The following is an 18,555-nucleotide window of genomic DNA, read 5'->3' on the forward strand; positions in this document are numbered from 1 at the left end:
ACGCGCCTGGAGTTTTCTGTTCAAGCGACCGGTAATCTCCTTACCCGCTCACAGCGCGCCCATGCCTTCCTCGTCCGAAAGGCTCATGCCGTAATCCTGTCGCAATGGTCGTTGTGAACATAGGATCGGAAAGGTGGGCGAGGCATGAAGATCCTGTTGGTCGAAGACGAGACTAGGCTGGCGGAAGCGGTTGCGGCTTCGCTCAGCAAGACGGGTATTGCGGTCGACCATACCGCTCTTCTTGGGGATGCGATCGAACTGGCCCGACAACAGACCTACGACGCGATCGTGCTCGACAGGCGCCTGCCGGACGGCGACGGCATCACGTTCATTCCCTGGCTGCGAAGTGCCGGCGTCGTGACGCCGGTCATCGTGCTGACGGCCAGAAACGAACCGAAGGAAAGGGTCGCGGGCCTGGACCTCGGCGCCGACGACTATCTGGGCAAGCCGTTTCTGATGGAGGAGCTTTTCGCTCGACTGCGCGCGGTCTTGCGACGCCCGTCGGCCCTGGCGGAGCCGTCCATAGTCGCAGGGCGGATGACCGTGGATCCGATCCGGATGGACGTCATGGTGGGCGAACTGCAGCTCGACCTGCCGCGTCGAGAGCTGATGGTTCTCGTTACGCTTGCGAAGCGAAAAGGCAGGACCGTGCTCAGATCGGCGCTGGAAGCCGAAATCTATAATTACGAAGAGACAATCCAGTCCAACGCCCTGGATGCCCATGTGTCACGATTGAGAAAACGCCTCGCCGACGCGGACGCCGGCGTATCCATTCACAACATCCGCGGCGTCGGATACCTGTTGAAGGAACATTGATGCGATTTCCGAATACGTCGCTGTGGTGGAGACTGAACTGGCAGCTCAGCCTGCTTTTCGTCGGCACGACGGCATCGGTGATTGTCGGGCTGTGCATCTATGGCGCGATGATCCTTTCTCCGAACGTCAGCATGGAGCACCGGCTTCTGAACGCCCTGGAAGGGTCCTTGCGCTACGAACCCGGACAGGGGCTTCGCATCGAAGACAGCCAAAAGCTCGCGGCGTTGAAGGACGATACGCCCAATCTGTTTTTCTACGCCGCAGCCCCGGACGGAACGGCAGTGGCTTATGGAAATATCCCGCCCGCATATGTGCAGCTTGCCAGGTTCGTGCCGCTTATCAAGGACGCCGACATCCGCGGAACGGAGGCAAGCACCCCTGTGCCGGCTTCGGTCGACGACATCGAGATCAACGGGACCGAGATCCGGGTGCTCTATGGCGGTCGCAACGGAAACGAGTCGATCTTCCTCACCATGCTTGGCGGCACATACAAGATCTACGTGCCCCTGCTGGCAGTTACGTTGCCCGCCCTCTTCTTCGCCGTGCCGCGGCTGGTGAGGCGCTCGCTCTCAGGTTTGAGCGACGTCGTTCGGAAAGCGCCCGAGATCGACCCTCGCCAGCCGGGATCCCGGTTGCCGGTGGATCGGGTTCCGAGCGAGGTCGTTCCGCTGATCCATGCGTTCAATTCCGTACTGGAGCGGCTGGAACAGCAGTTCGCAGCCAGAGAGCGCTTTCTCATCGATGCCGCACACGAGCTGCGCACACCGATCGCCGTCATGCAGACGCGTATCGATACGACCCTTGAAGGAAGCGCTCGCGACACGATGATGGATGATGTCGGGCGTCTGCGGGAGACGGCGGAGCAATTGCTCGATTTCGAACGCAGCGAGCAGTCTCCGGAGCCGTTCGAGCAGGCCGACCTGGTGGAAATCGCCAGGAACGTCGTCGCCGACCAAGCCCCGATTGCCATCAGAAACGGATATGAAATCTCGTTCGACAGCGACGTGGAGGCGCTGTATCGGCTGGTAAGCCGGTCGGCGATGTCGCGCGCCATAAGCAACCTGGTGCGCAACGCGATCGACCATGGCGGAAATAGCGGCACGATATCGGTTCGCGTGAGCGAATCGGGCGGAATCTCGGTCTCGGACGAGGGGCCTGGGATTCCGGCAGCGCATCAGGATCTCGTATTCGAGCCTTTCTACCGGGTCGCACCAAGGAGCAGCGGTGCCGGCCTCGGATTGAGCATCGTGAAGCAGATCGTAACCCGTCACCGCGGAAGCGTAACACTCGATGGCGGCCCGACAGGAACCACAGTGACCATCAGCCTGTGACAGATAGATTTTCCGTCCAGCCCTGCCCTTTCATGCAGCGAAATCGCAGAGTTAGGCCACAACGACCGGCCAACGAGTTCAACCTGGACCTTGGCCATAGTGACGTCATCCAGGCGCTCCGGGCCGATACCAGTTCCGGCACCAGTTCCGACTGGCGGTCAACGAATCCCAGAAAAGACGAAATGGCCGAACCAGACGGTCCGGCCATTTTCATCCTGCAGAAAAGATGGGAGCCCGAGGCTCGATCCCGGTAGGCTTGGCCTTGCCTAGAAGCGGCGCGGCGCCTCCGGCTTGTTGCCGACGATGCTGTCGATCCGCTCCAGCACGTCAGACGTCACCTTATCCTTATGCGAGAGAGCCGCGAGATTGTCCTGCAGCTGGCTTGCGCGCGAGGCGCCGAGGATGACGGTCGAGACGTTCTTGTTGGCGAGGCACCACAGAAGGGCGAGATGGGTGATCGACAGGCCGATCTCATCGGAGAGCCTGGCGAGCTGGCGGACCTTTTCGAGCTGGGCGCGGCCGGCATCGGTGGACCATTTTTCTTTCAGCCATTCATAGCCCGGCAGGTTCATGCGGCTGTCGGCGGGCACGCCGTCATTGTATTTGCCGGTGAGAACACCCGAGGCGAGCGGCGACCAGATGGTGGTGCCGAGGCCGATCAGGTCGTAGAGCGGCAGATAGTCGGCTTCGACCTTCTGGCGTTCGAAAATGTTGTACTGCGGCTGCTCCATGGTCGGCGGCGTGATGCGCAGGTCGCGGGCGACGGCATAGGCTTCCGTCAGCTGCTGTGCGGACCATTCCGACGTGCCCCAGTAGAGCACCTTGCCCTGGGCGACGAGATCGTGCATCGCGCGGACCGTTTCCTCGATCGGCGTATCGATGTCCGGGCGGTGACAGAAATAGAGGTCGAGATAATCGACCTGAAGCCGCTTGAGGGCCGCGTGGCAGGCGTCGGTCACATGCTTGCGCGAGAGGCCGCGCTGCGTCGGCTTCTGACCGCCCCAGAAGACCTTGCTGGAGACGATATAGCTGTCGCGGCTCCAGGCGAGCGACTTCAGCGCCTCGCCCATGACGATTTCGGATTTGCCGCTCTCATAACCTTCGGCATTGTCGAAGAAGTTTATGCCGTTGTCATAGGCGAGTTTCATCAGATCGACGGCATCGCCGCCGTTGACCTGCTTGCCGAACGTGACCCACGAACCGAAGGAGAATTCGCTCACCTTCAGACCTGACTTCCCCAAACGACGATATTCCATGATACAGCTCCCATAGGTTATGAAAATCTGCCGCCTTCGGACCGAGGTCGGCATCGTGTAAGCGAGTGATTATCGATTTTTTGCATTCTATGCCAGCGGCAACGATATACGAAGTGCCGCGATCGAAGAAACCGCGTCCTTTCGCATCAGCCCAGCTCTCCCAACGATATCTGTTCTCTTTCAATGGCTTCCATAGAAACAGCAAACATCCGCCGATCCGCTGGCCTCGCGATTCGGCGCATGTTCGTCTACCCGGCCGCTTCCTGCCATCAGCCTATTTGTCAATAACTGCAGGGCCTGTCATTGCCGAATCCGTCGCGGCATGCCGGCCGCAGCGCAAAATCGGTGTCTTGGGCCGAATAACCGACGGAACCGGTCTGTATCGACGTGTCCGGGCTCGTCGAGCAGGACGATGTGATGATGACCAGGGCGACGGCTGCACCGGCAGCCAGAAGTTTTCGAAACTGGGACATGGCGATCTACCCCCATACCGATAATCGGCGACACTCGAACGCAAGCAAATGGGTGTCGGCTAAGGACATAGGCCGGTCCGGCGTTCCGATAACCGTGCCGTCGATCAAGATTTCGTCATTCGCGCACGGGCTGCTGCTGCCTTTGGCGCGGCGGCGCGGTTCTCGGCTACCGTGCCGCGACATCGCTTCCGGTGGGCACCACCTTTCCGTGGTACTCACGCTGGTACAATATCATCCTGCTGTTTTCGGCCGCGATCCTGGCTCTGGCGCCCCTTGCCGGAAACGTTGCCTGGCGGCCCGGCAATCAGGCCGATCCGATCGCCTTCAGCCAGACCGTAACCGCCACGGCCCCGCCGTCCGGATGGCCGAGCGCGCGCTCGCCGAGATAGCTCGCACGCCCCAGCCTCGGGCGCATCGCCTTCGTGGCGTCCGCTCCGGCAATCCCGGCGGCAACAGCCTTCTGCCACGCTTCGCGGCTTGCCTGCCCTTCTCCAAGGCTTGCGATAAAGGCGTCTGCGGCGGGACGCAGGGCATCGATCATCGTCCGGTCGCCGGGCCTTGCCCCGCCAAGATCGGAGACGGCCTCGACGGCAGCGGAGAAGGCCTGCGCCATGTCGGCCGATGTCGGAGCCGCAATGCCGGCAAGGTGACGCGACGCGCGCATCAGCGCGGTGGCGTAGAATGGCCCGGAACTGCCGGCGATGGCACGCCTGACGGCATCGCCCATCGCCATCAGCCCACCTGCGACATCGGCAAAGGCGGCATCGGGAAGCGCGAGCACGGCTTCGGCGCCGCGCTTCATGCTGGCGCCGAGATCACCGTCGCCGGTAATGCCGTCGAGTTCGGTCAGATGCGCTTCTGCATCGATCAGCGCCTTCGCCACGGCCTGCGCCGTCTTCTGAAGCTGCTGGCCGGAGGCTGTGACCGTCACGGATTCGGCCGGGTTTTCTGCCGGTCTCGAGGAGGGCAGCACGCGGTTGCGATTGACCGCCCCGCCCCCCGGCCATGCGCCGGCAGAGGTTGGTGCGTCGATGAGCTCGAGAGCGCCGGCATCGACAGGCAGGATCGAGAGCGAAAAGCCCGGCATGTCGAGCGCCGACAGGAGCGTGCCGGCCCACGCCCTTTCGACCGTGACGCCTCTGCTTTCGAGGGCTGCGAGCGCAGAGCGGGCAACGACCGACAATTCCATCGGCGGAGTAGATCCCAGACCGTTGACGAGCAGGGCGACGCGGTCGCCGCTGCCCAGCCCTCCGTCAGCTTCGATCGTCTCCAGGACGAGCGAGACGAGCTGGTCGACCGGTGCGATCGGCATCCGGCGAACGCCCTGCTCGCCATGAATGCCGAGGCCGACTTCGATCTCCCGTTCGCCGAGAGAGAAGCCGGGCTTGCCAGCGGCCGGCAGAGTGCAAGGCCCAAGCGAGATGCCCATGGAGGAAAGCCGTTCGGCAGCGGAGCGGGCGATGCGCGCCACCTCGTCCAGCGCCAGGCCCTTCTCGGCGGCAGCGCCGGCAAGCTTGTGGACCAGAACCGTGCCGGCGATGCCGCGGCGACGATCTGCGGAAACGGTTTCCCGCAGCGCCACATCATCGGCAACGACAACGATCTCGACGGGAATTCCTTCCGCGCGCGCCAGTTCCGCCGCAAGACCGAAATTGAGGCGGTCGCCCGTATAGTTCTTGACGATCAGCAACGCACCGGCCGGGCCGCTTGCGGCCCTGATGGCGGCAAGCACGGCATCGGTGCTCGGCGAGGTGAAGATGTCTCCCGCGACCGCCGCCGTCAGCATGCCGCTGCCGACATAACCGGCATGGGCCGGTTCGTGGCCGCTGCCGCCGCCGGAGAGAACGGCGACCTTGCGCCTGGCAGGTTCGGGAAGATCGGAGCGGATGACGACGTTTTCGTCGGCCAGCAACATGCTTGCCGGGCTGAGAGCGACGACCCCTTCGAGCATTTCCCGTACGACTGACGAAGGATCGTTGATCAGCTTCTTCATGGTTCTCTCCCAACAACCGGACCGGCTTGAACGCGCATGTTCCTCGGTGAGTGACCTAGCACGATTTCGCCGACGGTGAATACGGGATCAAAGCCGATGGCCGGCGCAGGGACACTCCGCGCGCGCCGGGCTCACGGCAGCCGCCCGTTCAGAAACGGGTTGCCGAAACGAAGATTTCCGCCAGCCGCTCGACCCCCGCCTGGTCTTCAGCGTCGAAACGGGCAGGAAGCGGGCTGTCGAGATCGATGACGCCGACGATCTCCCCGCCGTTTCTGACGGGAACGACGAGTTCGGAGCGTGACGCGGCGTCGCAGGCGATATGGCCGGGAAACGCATGAACGTCTTCCACAAGGATCGAGGCGCGCTCCTTGACCGCCGTGCCGCAAACGCCGCGGCCAACGGGGATGCGCACACAGGCCGGCTTGCCCTGGAACGGGCCGAGCACGAGTTCGTCGCCCTTCAGCAGGTAGAACCCTGCCCAGTTGAGACCCGACATCATCTGATAGATCAGGGCCGAAGTGTTGGCGGCATTGGCGATCATATCCGGCTCGCCTGCGAGCAAGCCCTCTAACTGCCGGGCAAGCTCCCGATAGAACTCGGCCTTGTTGTCCACTTCGATCTGCGCCGCCTGGAACATTGTCACATCCGCTTCCTGTTTCCGAGCCGTTGATATAGGAGGTCGGGCAGGTTTTGACAAACGGCCGATCCGGGCGCGGCAGTTGAATTGCGGCTGCGAATCCGATCAGATTTAGCCATGATGAAAACGATCAGAATATCGGCCGCGCTTCTGTTGCGGAGCGATGGCCACACGCTTCTGGTGCGCAAGCACGGCACGGCGGCCTTCATGCAGCCGGGCGGCAAGATCGAGCCGGGAGAGACGCCCGAGCAAGCCTTGAGGCGAGAGCTTTCGGAAGAAATCGGCATCACCGCCACATCGGCCGAACTCGAATTCCTGGGGCAATTCCAGGCGCCGGCGGCCAACGAGCCAGATCATCATGTCGTGGCCGAGGTCTTCCTGCTGCATGTGAAGGACGACGATATCAAGGCCTCCGGAGAGATCGAGGAGGTTTGCTGGATATCGCCATCGGCACCGGGCGAGATCGTCGTGGCGCCGCTGACGCAACATCACATCCTGCCGTTCTACCGCCGGCGACAAAGCCGGGCGGCCGGCGGAAATATCCGGCATCCGTTTTGCGGAAAGCCGTCGGCGGGCAGATTGATGTCATCGGATGCCGCTCTATTCTCCCAATAGATCAAGGGAGGATCGTGCCATGGCCTTCATTCGTACCCCCGACGCATCCGCCAGCGAGAAGACGGCTTCGATGTACGCTTCGGCCGAAGCGAGCTACGGCTATCTGCCGAACATGTACCGCGCCTTCGGGCACCGGCCGGAGGTGATGGAGAACTGGGGGACGCTGCTTGCCAGTATTCGCGGCCACATGAGCCAGCGGCGCTACGAGCTGGTGACGCTGGCAGCGGCCCGGGAACTCAAGTCGTCCTATTGCATGCTGGCGCACGGGTCGGTGCTGCTGCGCGACGGTTTCACCAATGACAGTCTTTCGGCCGTCGCCGGCGGCAGCGAAAAGGCGCCCATCGATGCCGTCGAGCGGGCGATCATGGACTTTGCCGCCAAGGTGGCGCGTGACGCGACCTCGGTGACGCAAAAGGACGTGGACGGCCTGAAGCGACAGGGATTGAGCGACGCCGAGATCTTCGATGTCACCGCGGCAGCGGCCGCGCGCTGCTTCTTCTCGAAGATGCTCGATGCGCTGGGTGCGGCACCCGATCACGCCTATGCCGAGCGCCTCGACCCCAAGCTTCGCCAGAATCTCGCGATCGGCCGGCCGATCGAGGGACTGAATTCGAACCACTCATAAGACCTGCGATCGCACGCTGCGAGATCGGCCCTTACGGTGCCGGCGGGTCCGCAAAATGCGCGATCGCGAATTCGGCGATCTTCTGGCCGGCGCGGTCGGCGTCATCGAGCACCGAGGGGAACAGCTGCCATTGATGCGGCATTCCCGGCCAGACCTCAGCGGTCACATCGACACCGGCCTTGTGCGCCTTGTCGGCAAGCCGCAGCGTGTCGTCAAGCAGCAGCTCGCCGGAGCCGACCTGCAGCAGCAGCGGCGGAAAACCGGTCAGATTGGCGTAAAGCGGCGAAATATCGGGATTCGTCGCCGAATTGTTGCCGAGATAGGCCTTGCGCAGCGCCTCCAGCGCGTCCTTGTCCAGCACCGGATCGTTGGCAGCATTCGCCGTGACCGATGCACCCGAAGCGGACAGGTCGGTGATGGGACTGAGCGCCACGACGGCGGCCGGCAGCGGCTGGCGGGAGCGCATCTGCCGCAGCACGGCCTCAAGGGCGAGATTGCCGCCGGCGCCATCGCCGACAAGGATGATATTGCCGTTGCTGTAGCCGTTGTCGAGCAGATAGCGATAGGCGGTCAGCGCATCATTGACCTGCGCGGGATAGCCATATTCGGGCGCCAGCCTGTAGTCGATGAGCAGCACATCGCTCGACGCGGCCTTGGCAAGCGAGCCGGCAATCAGGTGATGGGTGCGAATGGAGCCGCTGTAGAAGCCGCCGCCATGGATGAAGAGAATCGCACGCCGGCCGATCGGATGATGAAGGCGCGCCGGCCAGATAAGCTCGGCATCGACCCCATCGGCATCGACATGGCGGATCTGGACGCGCGTCGGCTCGGGCAGCGATGCCATGAAATCGCGAAAGGCGGCGCGGCGGTCGCGCAGGCCTGCAGTGTCCTTGAAATGCTCCTGCCAGCGCGAGAGCAATTTTTCGACCTGCTCATGCGAGGCGGGCGTCTGTGCCGGCATGTCGCGCGCCGGTTTTTCCTGAGCCGCCGTGGGGAAGGCAAACAGAACCGCGGCCGAAAAAACCGCCAGCAGCGTATGACGACATTCCACTTTCCATTCATTGCCAGCAGAATAAACCGGCTTTCTCATTCGCCCCTCCGGCGCTGCTTTTCCTTCGTGCGGCGCATCTTCACCACTTCGCCACCGAGAGTCAAAAGACAGTTTTGGGTGATCGCTCCGCGCTTTCCCGCTGAGATCGGAGCATTCCGACCAGGAAAGGCTCCCGCTTCGTAGTCTGCATTTATTGGTTGTGCTAGACTACTTTAAGGAGGGGACGATCATGGACAAAGCCGCCCTGCTTGGGACGTGGCGCATGATTTCGTGGACGAGAACCGTCGTTGCGACGGGAGAAGTCAGCGACGCCATGGGTGCCGATCCCATCGGATATATCGCCTATCATGCCGATGGCCGGATGATGGCTTTCGTTACCAACCGACGCCGACCGAAACCCAACGGCAAAGCCCCCAGCGACGATGAGAAGGCCGCGCTTTTCGATACGATGCTGGCTTATACGGCTTCCTACACGCTGGAAGGCGACAAGGTGATCCATCATGTCGAGGCCGCCTGGAACCCGACATGGGAGCGCCCTCTTATCCGCCCGGTGCATATCGAGGGCGACATGCTCGTCATCGACGATGCGCTCGGCATCGATCCTGTGACGGGAGAGGATGTCGTCTACCGGCTTGAATTCCGCAAACTCTGAGCGCCAGGAGATGTCGCGATCCTTCGGATTCGCCCTCCCGTGCTTGAGGTCCGTGAATTGTTAGTCGCCGCGGATTGCGTCGATCACCGTCCGGAAGCCCGCCGAAATATGCCGCCGGCTGGGATAGTAGAGATAAAGCGGCTCCTCCGGCTGGCACCAGTCGTCCAGCACCTGGACGAGCTGGCCGCTCGCAATCAGCGGCGCCGCCCTGCCCTCCCAGACATAGGCCAGCGCCACTCCGCTCAAGGCGGCTGCCGTCATCAGTTCGTGGTCGTCGAGCGAGAGCGGGCCGGTCGGATGGAAGGTGATGGCCTGACCGTCCCTCGCAAAATCCCAGGGGTAACGCGCACCCGAGGGGAACATGTTCTGGATGCAGATATGGCGCTTCAGATCATGCGGCGTGACCGGCTTCGGCCGGGTTTCGAAATAGGCGGGAGAGCCCACGACGACAAGGCGCAAGCGCTGCTTGATGCGCACGGCGATCATGCCCTCGGTGACACGTTCGCCAAAGCGGATGCCGGCATCGAAGCCTTCCTCGACGATATCCACCAGCCGGTCCGTCGCCGCGATCTCAAGCTGCAGATTGGGGTTCTTCATCAGCAACGGCCCGATGATCTGGCCGACGACGAAGGGCGCTATGGAATTGCCGACATTGATGCGAACCCGGCCGAAGGGCGTATCGCGGAAGCGGTTCAGCGCATCAAGAGCGGAGCTGATCTCGCCGAAGGCCGGATCGAGATGCGAGCGCAGCAGCTCGCCGGCCTCCGTCAGCGAAACGCTGCGGGTCGTGCGGTTCAAGAGGCGGATGCCGATGCGGTCCTCGAGATTGAGGACGGCGTGGCTGATGGCGGAGGCGGTGACACCCCTCTCCTCTCCCGCCTTGCGGAAGCTCTTGTGCCTGGCGACAGCGGCGAAAGCCGCCATCTCGGAAAGCTCGGTTGCTCTCATTGCTGAATTTCGCTCATCATAGTCTCTCAAATAACAAATCTTATACATGAGCCGGATTTGCGTCAAATTCCTCTCCGTCAGCAACGCACTGCTGAAACAAACAATCCGAGGAAAGGACATTGCCATGAAAGTCTGGTTCATTACGGGTGCATCGCGCGGCTTCGGCGCGCTGATGACCAAGGACGCTCTTGCTGCCGGCGACACCGTCGTTGCCACTGCCCGCAACCCGAAGACCGTCACCGAACAGTTCGGCGATCATCCGAACCTGCTTGCCGTCGCCCTCGACGTCACCAATGAAGAGCAGGCCAAGGAGGCTGCCGCTGCCGCCATCGCCCGCTTCGGCCGCATCGACATTCTCGCCAACAATGCCGGCTACGGCCTGCTCGGTGCTGTGGAAGAGGCAACGGCCGAAGAGATCGAGAAGATCTACGCCACCAACGTCTTCGGCCTCTTGAAAGTGACACGCGCGGTCCTGCCTTATATGCGCCGCCAGCGTTCGGGCCACATCCTGAACTTCTCCTCGATCGGCGGTTATGCCGGCTTCCCAGGCTGGGGTGTCTACGGCTCCACCAAGTTCGCCGTCGAAGGCCTGTCGGAATCCCTCGCAACCGAAGTCGAGCCCTTCGGCATCAAGGTCACGATCGTCGAGCCCGGCTTCTTCCGCACGGACTTCCTGCACGACAATTCGCTGGCGGTCAGCCCGGCTTCCATCCCCGACTATGTCGGCACGCCGGCCGGCAACATGCGCGATTTCGCAGCCGGCGCCAACCATGCCCAGCCGGGCGACCCGGCCAGGCTGACGGCCGGCATCATCGAGATGGTCAACGCCGCCAACCCGCCGCTGCGCATGCCCTTCGGCACGGATACGGTCACCAAGATCGAGGAAGAACATGCCAGGGTGGAAAAGGAATTGGCCCAGTGGCGCGCGCTCGCCGTCTCCACCGACTTCGGGCAGGCGGCCTGAAAAAGACCGACCTTCCCCAGACACAACAAGCGCGCCATCGGTGCGCTTGTTTTCATTTCGGCGTGAAGCGCGTCCAGGCGGCAAGTTTTTCATTCGCCGCGCCGCAGCAATGGCCTATGTCTAGCGCGTCATCACGAAGAGGAAGAGGCAGGCATGGCGAGCACATCCATTTGTATTTACGGGGCCGGCGCCCTTGGAGGCGCGATTGCGGTCAAACTCGCGAGCCGTCTCGGCGACAGCGCGACCATCTCTGTCGTCGCCCGTGGCGCGCATCTGGAAGCGATCCGCAAGAACGGCCTTCGCCTGCATGAAGCGGGAGCCGACGGACCGATCAATGTGCGGATCACGGCAACGGACGATCCGACCACGCTGCCGCCGCAGGACCTCATCATTACCGGCCTGAAGGGCCACCAGATCGCCCCGGCTGCCGAAGGCATGGCCGCCCTCCTGAAGGACGATACGCGCGTCGTCATGGTGCTGAACGGCATTCCCTGGTGGTATTTCCATCGCGACGGCCAAAGCGGCCATGCGGAACTGCAGTTCGACGAACTCGATCCCGGCGGCAAGCTGTGGCGGCTGATCGGTCCGCAGCGGGTCATCGGCTGCGTGGCGCTGCAGGGGGCCGAAGTCGTCAATCCCGGCGAAATCCGCCTCTCCAACAACGGTCGTTTCGTGCTCGGCGAACCCTCGGGCGAAATGTCGGCCGATCTCGAAACCATTGCCGGCCTCTTTGCCGAGGCGGGTCTCAATGTCTCGACCACGCCACGCATTCGCGACGAGATCTGGAGCAAGCTGACGGGCAACGCGGCCTTCAACCCGATCAGCGCCCTGACGCGCGCCCTGATGACGGACATCATGGCCGATCCGGCGCTCTTCGACATGGTCGGCAAGATCATGAAGGAAGTGCGCGCGGTCGGCACTGCGCTCGGCGCAAAATTCAACATCACCATCGAGGAAAGGCTGGAACAGTCACGTCATATCGGCCCGGTGCGCACATCGATGCTGCAGGACCTGCTTGCCGGCAAGGCGCTGGAAATCGTGCCGCTTGTGGGCATGGTCGTGGCCCTCGGCCGCACCGCGAATGTGCCGACGCCCGTCTCGGAAGTCGTGCTGGCACTGGTGACGCAGCTCGACAGGGAAAACCAGCGCGGCGGCTGACACCAGCCCCTTTATGCAATTCCTATATCTTCGCCCGCCACCCCGAATGGAATTCCTATCGGCGACAGCAGTAGCCTTTGCCGCAACAGCAAAGGTCACTGCCATGCGAGATGTCATGTCCCCCCACTATCTGCCGCTTCGCCCGCACCGCATCACGCGGGGCAAGCGGCAGATGCGCGAGAAGCGCACGGCCCAGGCGTTGATGATTTTCGGCATCGTGCTTGCCTGCGTCGAACTCTACGTGATCCTCGGCTCGTTCTGACGCCCCATCATGAACAGCGAAGGATACATGCGCGCCGGCGGCGCGATCACCGCGCTCGTGACGCCGTTCCGCAAGGGCGAAATCGACGGCGCGGCTTTGGAAGACCTTGTTGAATGGCAGGTGCTGAGCGGTGTCGATGGACTTGCCATCTGCACGGCGGCGGGCGAAGGGCCGAGCCTCTCGCCGCAGGAACGCCGCATGGCGCTCGACATCTGCATCCGGACCGCGGCGGACCGTATTGCGGTGATCGCCGCGGCCGGAACCAATTGCACCGAAAGCACGATTGGCCTGATACGGGACGCGGAAGAATGCGGCGCCCGCGCCGTGCTGGTGACTGTGCCTTATTATTCCAAGCCGGGGCAGAAGGGCATTCTCGACCATTTCCGACAGGTCGCGGCAGCCAGCAACCTGCCCATCCTCATCGAAAACGCACCGGCCCGCACGGCAAGCGACCTGACGGTGGAGACGCTGGAACGGCTGGCCGATCTCGAGACAGTCGTCGCGATCGTCGATTCGAGCGGCGACATCGCCCGCTTCACCGACCTGCCACCGGCCCTGCGGCAACGCTTTCGCTTCCTGTCCGGTCACGACGCCACTGCGCTTTCCTTCCATCTCGCAGGCGGCGACGGCATTGTGTCGGCGGCGGCCAATCTCCTTCCGCGTCTCGTCACCTCGCTGCAGCAGGCGGCCTATGGCCGCCATATCTCGGCGGCGCTTGCGCTCAGCGACAGGCTGTACCCGCTACTGCTGGCGCTGGGCTCGGAGGGGGATCCTGCCCGGCTGAAATTTGGGCTGCAGGCGCTGCGCCGCATTGAGCCCGATCTTCGCTTGCCGCTTGTACCGGCCGAGGCCGAAAGCCGCTGCGCGATTGCCGAGGCGCTTGCCCCCTTCATTGGCGACAGCGCCGCGCGCATGGCGCTATCCCTATGAGATTTTAATGTTTTCGGTTCCGGCGGCAAATGGAAACCCTATCCGCCGGCATCTATCTTGATGAGCGTGACACCGCCGGGACCACCAAACGGCGGTTGAGTTAGACTTCGAAAGGACAAACGATGTCACGCCTGACCGATACGAATGCCAAGACCGACCCGCTGCAACGTGGCGAAATCGCCGACGCGGCTGCGGCCGATCCCTCCTATCCGCTGCTTGCCGGCATGGTTGCCGTCGCACCGCGGCTCGGCGCCGTGATGGCCTTTGCCGGGCTCGTGCAGATGAGCTTCCACCTGATTTCGCAGTAAGCGCCGGATAGGATCACGACAATGGCAAATGCACAGCAACGCCGACAGATTTCGGCCCACCGCACCGCGCGCCCCGCCCGCTTCACCGTCGGCCGCGACAAGGGCGGCCGCTGGATCGTCCAGGATCGCGAGGGGCGCGTCGGCGGGCTCTTCGTCAACGAGGCAGCCGCCCTTCATTTCGCGGCGGAAGAGTGCAACCACAATCCGGATGAAATCTGCCGCGCCGGCGCCGGTACGACGCTCGATTTTGCACCTCTTGCGCGCAGTTCCGGCAATATCCACTAAATACTGTGCCGTTCCTGCCATTTTGGCACAGCAGGAACGGCATCGCTGCGCCGATTTCCAACTTTTCCTTAACTCGCGTCCTGATAAAGTCCCGCATACAGAGACTTCATATGCCGCGAGACCTATGCCGAAACCGAACTTCCGCTTCACCCATTATGATCTCAAGGAACAGCGCGCCGGAACGATCATCGAGGTGTCGCTGAGCGCCGTGAACAATGTGCGGCTGATGACGGCACCGAATTTTCAGCGGTTCACCGAAGTGCTCGACTTCAAATATATCGGCGGTGTCGCGCGCAAGTCGCCGGTCAGGCTCGCCATTCCCGAAAGCGGGCACTGGCATATCGTCGTCGATATGGAAGGCCATCACGGACTGGCGGATTCCTCCGTCAAGCTGATCGCCGCCCCGGCCGCGCAGAAGCGCGCCTGATCTCAGCGCGGCCCGGTTTCAGCGGGGATTGCGCTCCTTGCGAAGCTTCGCCCACCAGTCCAGCCGCTTGCGGATCTCGCGCTCGAAACCGCGTTCGGGCGGATCGTAGAAGGTCTGACGGCCCATCTTTTCCGGGAAATAATCCTGGCCGGAGAAGGCATCCGGCTCGTCATGGTCGTAACGGTAGCCTTCGCCATATCCCTCGCCCTTCATCAGCTTGGTCGGCGCGTTGAGAATATGTTTCGGCGGCAGGAGCGAACCGTTCTGCTTGGCGGCGATCGTCGCCGCCTTGAAGGCGTTGTAGACGGCATTCGATTTCGGAGCGGTCGCGAGATAGACGCAGGCCTCCGCAAGCGCGAGTTCGCCCTCGGGTGAGCCCAGGTAATCATAGGCGTCCTTTGCGGCGTTGCAGATGACCAGCGCCTGCGGATCGGCAAGCCCGATATCCTCGACCGCCATGCGCACCAGCCGCCGGCCGAGATAGAGCGGGTCCTCGCCGGCATCGAACATGCGGGCGAGATAGTAGAGTGCGGCATCGGGGTCGGAGCCGCGGACCGACTTGTGAAGTGCGGAGATCAGATTGTAGTGACCGTCCTGCGCCTTGTCGTAGACGGGGGCGCGGCGCTGGACGATGCGCGTCAGGCCTTCCGTGTCGAAAGTTTCGCCCTCGCGGGCTGCGCGCCAGACTTCCTCGGCCAGCGTCAGCACCGCGCGGCCGTCGCCATCGGCCATGCGGATCAGGCTGGCGCGCGCGTCTTCGGTGAGCGGCAGCGGCCTTGCCTCGACCGTTTCGGCTCGTTTCAGCAATTCCTCGAGGCTTTCTTCGTCGTGCGACTTGAAGGTCAGCACACGCGCACGCGACAAGAGAGCGGCATTGAGCTCGAAGGACGGGTTTTCCGTGGTGGCGCCGACGAGGATAACGGTGCCGTCCTCCATGACCGGCAGGAAACTATCCTGCTGGGCGCGGTTGAAGCGATGGATCTCATCGACGAAGAGCAGCGTCTGGCGGCCGTCCATGCGGCGCATGCGGGCAGCCTCGAAGACCTTCTTCAGATCGGCGACACCGGAGAAGATCGCCGAGATCTGCTCGAACGCCAGGCCCGCCTCGCCCGACAACAGGCGGGCGACCGTGGTCTTTCCGGTTCCGGGCGGACCCCAGAAAATCATGGAGCCAAGCGAACCGCTCGCGATCATCCGGCGCAGAACGCCATCCTCGCCGGTCAGATGTTCCTGACCGGTGACTTCGCCGAGCGTCTTCGGCCGCAGGCGATCGGCAAGCGGCCGCCGGCTGGCGACTTCTTCCGGAACACGCGGCGCGAAGAGATCGTCACTCATCGGAAGAACTGCCTGATGCGCTGGCCATCGCGCTCGATCTCGACGCGCCAGAGGCCCGGATCGGAATCGGCGATCTCCTGCAGGTCGCGGCTGGTTTTCACTTCCGCCCCGTTGATGGACACGATGATATCCTTCGGCTCGAAGCCGAGACGGGAAGCGGGAGACCCGCCTTGGACGTCGGAGATCACCACACCGGTCGAATCGAGCGGCATCCTCAGCTCGTCGGCCACACGCGGCGAAAGGTTTTCCACGACCGCACCGGTAAAGGGCGTGCGTCCGCCGATCGTGCGCTGATCGCGCGGCCGGGTTTCCGGCGCGCGGGCAAGGGCAAGCGTCACCTGCTGCTCGCGCCCGTTCTCCACGACCGTCAGGTTGGCCGATTTCCCGAGGCCGGCCGTCGTCAGCCGATAAAGAAGCGCATCCGGATGTTCCACCGGGACGCCATCGACAGCGGTGACGACCTCGCCCGCCCTGAGGCCGGCCCTGGCTGCGGGACTGTCTGCCGTGACCTTGGCAATCAGCGCGCCGCGCGCCTTGTCGAGGCCGAGCGCATCGGCAACTTCTGACGTCACCGGATCGAAGCTCGCCCCGATATAGGGCCGCTCGAAGGATTTGACGCCGGAATCGGCCGAGGCGAGGAAGACCTTGACGAGATTGGCGGGAATGGCAAAACCGATGCCGTTCGAGCCGCCGCCGCGCGAGAAGATCGCCGTGTTGATGCCGATCAGCTCGCCCTTCATGTTCATCAGCGCGCCGCCGGAATTGCCGGGATTGATCGAGGCATCCGTCTGGATGAAGAAGCCGAACTCGTTCTTGACGACCTGGTTGCGCGCCAGTGCGGACACGATGCCGCTCGTCACCGTCTGGCCGACACCGAAGGGATTGCCGATCGCCAGCACGAGATCGCCCACTTCCACCGCATCGGAATTGCCGATCGGCAATGTCGGAAAATCGGCCTTGCTGTCGATCTTCAGCACCGCAAGATCGACGCGGTCGTCGCGCAGCACGACCTTGCAGGGGAACTCGCGGCCGTCGGAGAGCGCCACCTTGATGTCATCGGCGCCTTCGATGACGTGATTGTTGGTCACGACGGTACCGTTCGCCTCGACGATGACGCCGGAGCCGAGCGAAGACTGCTTTTCGGTGCGATTCGGCATCTGCTGGCCGAAGAACTGCTCGAAGAAGGGATCGCCGGCAAAGGGCGACTGACGCTGGACGGTCTTTTCGGCATAGACATTGACGACGGCGCCCGCCGTCTGCCTGACCAGCGGCGCGAAGGAAAGCTGCATCTGCATCTGGCTTTCCGGCACGGTCCTGGTCTGCGCTTCGGCAACGGCCGGCAGCAGGAGCGTCAATGCCAGAAGAGAAACGGAGGCGTGTTTGAACAGGCCTTGCATGGGAATCCTTTTGAAATGCTTTCACGAAAAATGTTGTAGCGCCCGACGCTAGAAAGGAAAGAGGGCGGAAGCATGGAAGATCGAGGCATCACGGATTCGCGAATCCGAATCAGGAAAATCCGGCATGTCGCTGATATCCAAGCTCAAAAGCAGGAAGCTGTCACCACATGGGGACGTCGTCTTGATGACAGGAAGACGGGTTTGATCCTTGCCATAAAACGGACCTGCATCATCTTTGCCGTGGGGCCGCAACCGAGCTTTCTTGCAGTGGGAGAGATCATGAAGACCACCATTCCAGCAGCCGCAGCCTGTGCTGCGCTTTTCGCATTTGCACCGCACGGCGCACAGGCGGCGAGCTTCGATTGCGATGCAAAGGCCTTGCAGCCGGATGAGAAGGCGATCTGTGAGAACCGGTCGCTCAACGATGCCGATGTGAAGATGGTGACGACCTTCGAGCTGCTGTCCGGCCTGCTCGCCATGGGCGCGCGCGGCACGCTGCAGGATGAGCAGACCGCCTGGCTGAAGAAGCGGCAGGCCTGCGGCGCGGATGCCGCCTGCATTGGCGCCGCTTACCAGGAGCGGCTGAAACAGCTCGACGGGACCTACAGGAACATCAATCGTCCGCTCTGAGAATGTTCAATCTGCCCGGCCGTCGAAACCGGCAATCACCTCGTTGATGAGGCTGGCGGCCTGGCGCAGCCTTTCCTCACCATAGATGGCACCATGTTCGTCTGCCCAGACGGCCTGGCGGGCGGAAATGTCGGCAAGCGCCCTCTTCCCTGCCTCCGTCAACACCATCAGCTTGGCGCGCTGATGGACCGGGTTGGTGCGGTAGGCAATCAGCCCCTCTCCCTCCAGGAGGTCGGCGATGCGCTGCACGCCCTGGCGCGCCAGACCGAGCGCCCGCGCCGCGTCGGCAACCGACATCGGCGCGTGATCGGCAGCGGCAAGGACCTGCCAGCGCGCGCTGGTCTGCCCGGCGGGTTTGGCAAGCGCATCGCCCTCGGCCTGCAAATGGGCGGAAAGGCGAAGGACCGCGATGGAAAGGGCGGCAAAGGCGTCGCCGTCAGGGGTACGGTTTTTCGTCATCTT

At 62.9% G+C, this 18,555-nt stretch carries 22 protein-coding genes; 13 read left to right on the top strand and 9 right to left on the bottom strand.

Translation table 11 applies throughout. From position 1 onward, the window contains the following. Window positions 1–144 precede the first annotated feature (144 nt). Together ACFPWW_RS03090 and ACFPWW_RS03095 are read left to right on the top strand one after the other, a co-directional pair. Complete coding sequence (locus ACFPWW_RS03090) at window positions 145–816, top strand: response regulator transcription factor (protein WP_112758058.1); 672 nt, start codon at window positions 145–147, stop codon at window positions 814–816. After that, window positions 816–2,147, top strand: a complete 1,332-nt coding sequence (locus ACFPWW_RS03095) for a sensor histidine kinase (protein WP_377310322.1) — start codon at window positions 816–818, stop codon at window positions 2,145–2,147. The genes ACFPWW_RS03090 and ACFPWW_RS03095 overlap by 1 nt, the downstream gene beginning before the upstream one ends. Window positions 2,148–2,413: 266 nt before the next feature. On the opposite strand, the gene ACFPWW_RS03100 is transcribed toward ACFPWW_RS03095, so the two are convergent. The 4 genes from ACFPWW_RS03100 to ACFPWW_RS03115 form a co-directional block, all read right to left on the bottom strand. Continuing rightward, complete coding sequence (locus tag ACFPWW_RS03100; RefSeq protein WP_112572242.1) at window positions 2,414–3,403, bottom strand: potassium channel beta subunit family protein; 990 nt, start codon at window positions 3,401–3,403, stop codon at window positions 2,414–2,416. Window positions 3,404–3,684: 281 nt separating this feature from the next. Next, window positions 3,685–3,876 carry a hypothetical protein gene (locus ACFPWW_RS03105; RefSeq protein ID WP_377310324.1) on the bottom strand — a complete coding sequence of 64 codons (192 nt, stop codon included), beginning with the start codon at window positions 3,874–3,876 and terminating at the stop codon, window positions 3,685–3,687. 304 nt (window positions 3,877–4,180) lie between these two features. Then, entirely contained in the window at window positions 4,181–5,869 is a 1,689-nt protein-coding gene (locus tag ACFPWW_RS03110; RefSeq protein WP_377310325.1) for a dihydroxyacetone kinase family protein, read from the bottom strand. A 148-nt stretch (window positions 5,870–6,017) separates the two neighbouring features. Continuing rightward, window positions 6,018–6,506: a GAF domain-containing protein gene (locus ACFPWW_RS03115; protein WP_377310427.1), complete on the bottom strand. Its 489-nt coding sequence runs from the start codon at window positions 6,504–6,506 to the stop codon at window positions 6,018–6,020. 117 nt (window positions 6,507–6,623) lie between these two features. Between ACFPWW_RS03115 and ACFPWW_RS03120 the strand changes: the two genes are divergently transcribed. Both ACFPWW_RS03120 and ACFPWW_RS03125 read left to right on the top strand, forming a co-directional pair. Beyond that, window positions 6,624–7,121 (top strand): NUDIX hydrolase, encoded by a 498-nt coding sequence (locus ACFPWW_RS03120; RefSeq protein WP_377310327.1) that lies wholly within the window; start codon window positions 6,624–6,626, stop codon window positions 7,119–7,121. A gap of 19 nt (window positions 7,122–7,140) precedes the next feature. Further along, complete coding sequence (locus tag ACFPWW_RS03125) at window positions 7,141–7,746, top strand: carboxymuconolactone decarboxylase family protein (RefSeq protein ID WP_113413429.1); 606 nt, start codon at window positions 7,141–7,143, stop codon at window positions 7,744–7,746. A 31-nt stretch (window positions 7,747–7,777) separates the two neighbouring features. Here the strand turns inward: ACFPWW_RS03125 and ACFPWW_RS03130 are convergent, their stop codons facing one another. Beyond that, window positions 7,778–8,707: an alpha/beta hydrolase gene (locus ACFPWW_RS03130; protein ID WP_377310428.1), complete on the bottom strand. Its 930-nt coding sequence runs from the start codon at window positions 8,705–8,707 to the stop codon at window positions 7,778–7,780. Window positions 8,708–9,026: 319 nt separating this feature from the next. Between ACFPWW_RS03130 and ACFPWW_RS03135 the strand changes: the two genes are divergently transcribed. Then, entirely contained in the window at window positions 9,027–9,449 is a 423-nt protein-coding gene (locus ACFPWW_RS03135) for a lipocalin-like domain-containing protein (protein WP_377310328.1), read from the top strand. A 60-nt stretch (window positions 9,450–9,509) separates the two neighbouring features. Here ACFPWW_RS03135 and ACFPWW_RS03140 read toward each other — a convergent pair whose 3' ends face one another. Next, complete coding sequence (locus tag ACFPWW_RS03140; RefSeq protein ID WP_377310330.1) at window positions 9,510–10,397, bottom strand: LysR family transcriptional regulator; 888 nt, start codon at window positions 10,395–10,397, stop codon at window positions 9,510–9,512. A 124-nt stretch (window positions 10,398–10,521) separates the two neighbouring features. Here ACFPWW_RS03140 and ACFPWW_RS03145 point away from each other — a divergent pair, with 124 nt between their 5' ends. From ACFPWW_RS03145 to ACFPWW_RS03175, 7 genes are all read left to right on the top strand, one after another. Then, window positions 10,522–11,361 (top strand): oxidoreductase, encoded by an 840-nt coding sequence (locus ACFPWW_RS03145; RefSeq protein ID WP_377310332.1) that lies wholly within the window; start codon window positions 10,522–10,524, stop codon window positions 11,359–11,361. A gap of 153 nt (window positions 11,362–11,514) precedes the next feature. Beyond that, on the top strand, window positions 11,515–12,519 hold the full coding sequence (locus tag ACFPWW_RS03150) for a ketopantoate reductase family protein (RefSeq protein WP_377310334.1): 1,005 nt from the start codon (window positions 11,515–11,517) through the stop codon (window positions 12,517–12,519). A gap of 115 nt (window positions 12,520–12,634) precedes the next feature. Then, a complete protein-coding gene (locus ACFPWW_RS03155) occupies window positions 12,635–12,781 on the top strand; it encodes a hypothetical protein (RefSeq protein ID WP_377310335.1) in 147 nt (48 codons plus the stop codon). A gap of 9 nt (window positions 12,782–12,790) precedes the next feature. Further along, the gene (gene dapA, locus ACFPWW_RS03160) at window positions 12,791–13,711 is read left to right on the top strand and encodes a 4-hydroxy-tetrahydrodipicolinate synthase (RefSeq protein WP_377310337.1); all 921 of its coding nucleotides are present in this window, start codon (window positions 12,791–12,793) and stop codon (window positions 13,709–13,711) included. A gap of 122 nt (window positions 13,712–13,833) precedes the next feature. Beyond that, window positions 13,834–14,019, top strand: a complete 186-nt coding sequence (locus ACFPWW_RS03165; protein ID WP_377310339.1) for a hypothetical protein — start codon at window positions 13,834–13,836, stop codon at window positions 14,017–14,019. Window positions 14,020–14,040: 21 nt separating this feature from the next. Beyond that, complete coding sequence (locus ACFPWW_RS03170) at window positions 14,041–14,304, top strand: hypothetical protein (RefSeq protein ID WP_377310340.1); 264 nt, start codon at window positions 14,041–14,043, stop codon at window positions 14,302–14,304. A 124-nt stretch (window positions 14,305–14,428) separates the two neighbouring features. Then, window positions 14,429–14,731 (top strand): DUF1883 domain-containing protein, encoded by a 303-nt coding sequence (locus ACFPWW_RS03175; RefSeq protein WP_112572269.1) that lies wholly within the window; start codon window positions 14,429–14,431, stop codon window positions 14,729–14,731. 18 nt (window positions 14,732–14,749) lie between these two features. Here ACFPWW_RS03175 and ACFPWW_RS03180 read toward each other — a convergent pair whose 3' ends face one another. After that, the gene (locus tag ACFPWW_RS03180; RefSeq protein ID WP_112572271.1) at window positions 14,750–16,066 is read right to left on the bottom strand and encodes a replication-associated recombination protein A; all 1,317 of its coding nucleotides are present in this window, start codon (window positions 16,064–16,066) and stop codon (window positions 14,750–14,752) included. After that, window positions 16,063–17,463: a DegQ family serine endoprotease gene (locus ACFPWW_RS03185; protein ID WP_112572272.1), complete on the bottom strand. Its 1,401-nt coding sequence runs from the start codon at window positions 17,461–17,463 to the stop codon at window positions 16,063–16,065. Before ACFPWW_RS03185 ends, ACFPWW_RS03180 begins: the two co-directional genes overlap by 4 nt. Before the next feature lie 279 nt (window positions 17,464–17,742). On the opposite strand from ACFPWW_RS03185, the gene ACFPWW_RS03190 reads away from it, so the two are divergent. Further along, complete coding sequence (locus ACFPWW_RS03190) at window positions 17,743–18,093, top strand: lysozyme inhibitor LprI family protein (protein ID WP_377310342.1); 351 nt, start codon at window positions 17,743–17,745, stop codon at window positions 18,091–18,093. 6 nt (window positions 18,094–18,099) lie between these two features. Here ACFPWW_RS03190 and ACFPWW_RS03195 read toward each other — a convergent pair whose 3' ends face one another. Continuing rightward, window positions 18,100–18,552: a MarR family winged helix-turn-helix transcriptional regulator gene (locus ACFPWW_RS03195; protein ID WP_377310344.1), complete on the bottom strand. Its 453-nt coding sequence runs from the start codon at window positions 18,550–18,552 to the stop codon at window positions 18,100–18,102. Window positions 18,553–18,555: the final 3 nt, after the last annotated feature.

This window comes from Rhizobium sp. GCM10022189, from assembly GCF_042656325.1.
In the GTDB taxonomy this organism is placed as follows: domain Bacteria; phylum Pseudomonadota; class Alphaproteobacteria; order Rhizobiales; family Rhizobiaceae; genus Rhizobium.

Coding starts and splice junctions, on each gene's coding strand:
- ACFPWW_RS03180 (WP_112572271.1), bottom strand. CDS start 16,066: ATGAGTGACGATCTCTTCGCGCCGCGTGTTCCGGAAGAAGTCGCCAGC.
- ACFPWW_RS03190 (WP_377310342.1), top strand. CDS start 17,743: ATGAAGACCACCATTCCAGCAGCCGCAGCCTGTGCTGCGCTTTTCGCA.
- ACFPWW_RS03155 (WP_377310335.1), top strand. CDS start 12,635: ATGTCCCCCCACTATCTGCCGCTTCGCCCGCACCGCATCACGCGGGGC.
- ACFPWW_RS03165 (WP_377310339.1), top strand. CDS start 13,834: ATGTCACGCCTGACCGATACGAATGCCAAGACCGACCCGCTGCAACGT.
- ACFPWW_RS03150 (WP_377310334.1), top strand. CDS start 11,515: ATGGCGAGCACATCCATTTGTATTTACGGGGCCGGCGCCCTTGGAGGC.
- ACFPWW_RS03145 (WP_377310332.1), top strand. CDS start 10,522: ATGAAAGTCTGGTTCATTACGGGTGCATCGCGCGGCTTCGGCGCGCTG.
- ACFPWW_RS03125 (WP_113413429.1), top strand. CDS start 7,141: ATGGCCTTCATTCGTACCCCCGACGCATCCGCCAGCGAGAAGACGGCT.
- ACFPWW_RS03185 (WP_112572272.1), bottom strand. CDS start 17,463: ATGCAAGGCCTGTTCAAACACGCCTCCGTTTCTCTTCTGGCATTGACG.
- ACFPWW_RS03175 (WP_112572269.1), top strand. CDS start 14,429: ATGCCGAAACCGAACTTCCGCTTCACCCATTATGATCTCAAGGAACAG.
- ACFPWW_RS03195 (WP_377310344.1), bottom strand. CDS start 18,552: ATGACGAAAAACCGTACCCCTGACGGCGACGCCTTTGCCGCCCTTTCC.
- ACFPWW_RS03090 (WP_112758058.1), top strand. CDS start 145: ATGAAGATCCTGTTGGTCGAAGACGAGACTAGGCTGGCGGAAGCGGTT.
- ACFPWW_RS03115 (WP_377310427.1), bottom strand. CDS start 6,506: ATGTTCCAGGCGGCGCAGATCGAAGTGGACAACAAGGCCGAGTTCTAT.
- dapA (WP_377310337.1), top strand. CDS start 12,791: ATGAACAGCGAAGGATACATGCGCGCCGGCGGCGCGATCACCGCGCTC.
- ACFPWW_RS03105 (WP_377310324.1), bottom strand. CDS start 3,876: ATGTCCCAGTTTCGAAAACTTCTGGCTGCCGGTGCAGCCGTCGCCCTG.
- ACFPWW_RS03120 (WP_377310327.1), top strand. CDS start 6,624: ATGATGAAAACGATCAGAATATCGGCCGCGCTTCTGTTGCGGAGCGAT.
- ACFPWW_RS03110 (WP_377310325.1), bottom strand. CDS start 5,869: ATGAAGAAGCTGATCAACGATCCTTCGTCAGTCGTACGGGAAATGCTC.
- ACFPWW_RS03130 (WP_377310428.1), bottom strand. CDS start 8,707: ATGCCGGCACAGACGCCCGCCTCGCATGAGCAGGTCGAAAAATTGCTC.
- ACFPWW_RS03140 (WP_377310330.1), bottom strand. CDS start 10,397: ATGAGAGCAACCGAGCTTTCCGAGATGGCGGCTTTCGCCGCTGTCGCC.
- ACFPWW_RS03095 (WP_377310322.1), top strand. CDS start 816: ATGCGATTTCCGAATACGTCGCTGTGGTGGAGACTGAACTGGCAGCTC.
- ACFPWW_RS03100 (WP_112572242.1), bottom strand. CDS start 3,403: ATGGAATATCGTCGTTTGGGGAAGTCAGGTCTGAAGGTGAGCGAATTC.
- ACFPWW_RS03170 (WP_377310340.1), top strand. CDS start 14,041: ATGGCAAATGCACAGCAACGCCGACAGATTTCGGCCCACCGCACCGCG.
- ACFPWW_RS03135 (WP_377310328.1), top strand. CDS start 9,027: ATGGACAAAGCCGCCCTGCTTGGGACGTGGCGCATGATTTCGTGGACG.